This window comes from Collinsella sp. TM09-10AT, assembly GCF_003436275.1.
Taxonomy (GTDB): domain Bacteria; phylum Actinomycetota; class Coriobacteriia; order Coriobacteriales; family Coriobacteriaceae; genus Collinsella.
In genome coordinates this window covers 1-2,121 of sequence record NZ_QSOP01000045.1, presented here as the reverse complement: position 1 = coordinate 2,121, position 2,121 = coordinate 1, and the positions used below count along the sequence as shown (strand labels likewise).

The following is a 2,121-nucleotide window of genomic DNA, read 5'->3' as shown; positions in this document are numbered from 1 at the left end:
GCGGCTCATCCGGTCCGACCGGGCCGCGCGGCAAGGAGATATATTGCCAGACCCGAGGGGCGCCGGGGGCGGGAATCTGGGCGTACACATTTCCTACACAGTTTGTAATTCTCAGCTGTATTTAGCAGTAATAAAGAGGGGACCTCGTTTCCGAGATCCCCTCCTTCGTCTATCTATAGACTTAGGCTTTCAAAGCCTTAGGCCAATAGCTTGCGACCGGACTCCTCAATCGCGTCAAGTGCTGCATCAGCCTCGGCGGCATCCGCGCCCTTTGCGAAGATGTACAGCTTAATCTTGGGCTCGGTGCCAGAAGGACGAACAATACCCTTGTTGCCACCCTCAAGATCGAACTCAATGACGTTAGCCTTCGGCAGGCCGTTCACGCAGGTGTTGTAATCCACGACGGCCTCAATCTTGGAACCGGCGAGCTCCGCGGGCGGGTTCTCGCGCAGACCAGCCATGATGCCGGCCATCTTTGCCGCACCCTCAGCGCCCGGATAGCTCAGCGAAATCGTCTTGTTGTGATAGTAGCCATACTTCTCGTACAGCTCGTGCATCGCATCGGCGAGGTTCTTTCCCTGCAGCTTGTAATACTGCGCCATCTGGCAAATCAGCAGCGAAGTGCTCACGGCGTCCTTATCGCGCACGTGGTCGCCAGCCAGATAGCCGTAGCTCTCCTCGAAACCAAAGATAAAGCGATCGACCTCGCCAGCATCGGAAAGAGAAGTAATGATGTCGCCGATGTACTTGAAGCCCGTCAGACAGCGGCGGAGCTCAAAACCGTACTCGTCGGCCAGAGCGTCAACCATGGCGGAAGAAACGATAGTAGTAACGGCAACCTTCTTAGTGAGGTCCTCACCGCGGGCAGCACGGGTCTTGCAGATATAGTCGAGCAGCAGAACGCCCATCTCATTGCCGGTCAGTAGCAGATAGTCATCGCCATTTTTAACGGCAACGCCAACACGATCGGCGTCGGGATCGGTTGCAAGCAGCAAATCAGGGTGAACCTGCTCGCAGAGATCGATGCCCTTCTGCATGGCCTGACGGATCTCGGGGTTAGGATACGGGCAGGTCGGGAAATCGCCGTTAGGCTCCTTCTGCTCGGGAACAACCGTGACATCGGTGATGCCAGCGCGCTCGAGCACCGTCGTGACGGGAATGAGGCCGGTGCCGTTGAGCGGCGTATAGACAAGCTTAAGCGGAGCGCCAGCGATCTCCTCGGCAGAAAGGTTAGTCACGCCGCGGGCGAGAACGGCGTCGTAATAACGCTCGAGGCACGAGTCATCGATCCATTTGACCAGACCCTGCTCAAGAGCCTCATCGAAGTCCATGGACTTCACGCCGGTGAACGTATCGGTCTCGGCGATAGCCTTAGAAATTGCATCGGCGGCCTCGCTGGTGATCTGGCAGCCGTCGGGGCCATAGGCCTTATAGCCGTTATAAGGCGCTGGGTTATGGCTAGCGGTCATGCAAATGCCACCGGAGCACTTAAGATCACGGACGGCCCAGGAGAGCGTCGGCACAGGAGAAATCTTGGGATACACGAGGGCAGTCACGCCGTTTGCTGCAAGAATGGCAGCCGTCGTCTTAACGAACAGTTCACCCTTATTGCGGCTATCGCGAGCGATGGCTACCGTCGGATGCTCGAAGGTCGCATTGAGATAGTCAGCAAAACCCTGCGTCGCGCGACCGACCGTATAGATATTCATACGGTTGGTGCCCGCACCGATAGTGCCGCGAAGACCGGCAGTACCGAAGGCGAGATCCTGGAAGAAAGCGTCGGTGATGGCGTCCTCATCACCCTGCTCCTTCATCGTGTTGAGCTCAGCGAGGAGCTCCTCGTCCTTGACATTGGCAATCCAAGTATCAAGCAGCTCATGAACATCTGCCATGTGAGTCCTTCCGTCACAATCAATAAAACGACCCGTGTAAAACAGGACAAGCGCAGCAGTGCGCTAAAGCAAATATTAGTCCATTGAGAACAGAGAACCAGCCACAGAACGGTGAACGTTTATATTCACCGGCGGATGATAGGATTGATTTAATTACATAGAGAATGTCGCCTTTTAACGCAAAAAAGGGGGAGGCCGCGAGGCCTCCCCCTTCTTCAATCTCGATGAC

The 2,121-nt window shown here is 56.0% G+C and carries 2 protein-coding genes; both read right to left on the bottom strand.

Annotated elements, in window-relative coordinates; genetic code table 11:
* Positions 1 to 197: 197 nt before the first annotated feature.
* On the bottom strand, positions 198 to 1,892 hold the full coding sequence (locus DXD77_RS10150) for a phospho-sugar mutase (protein WP_006235592.1): 1,695 nt from the start codon (positions 1,890 to 1,892) through the stop codon (positions 198 to 200).
* A gap of 19 nt (positions 1,893 to 1,911) precedes the next feature.
* On the bottom strand, positions 1,912 to 2,121 hold a 210-nt coding region (locus tag DXD77_RS10625), incomplete at its 5' end, for a hypothetical protein (RefSeq protein ID WP_233506799.1).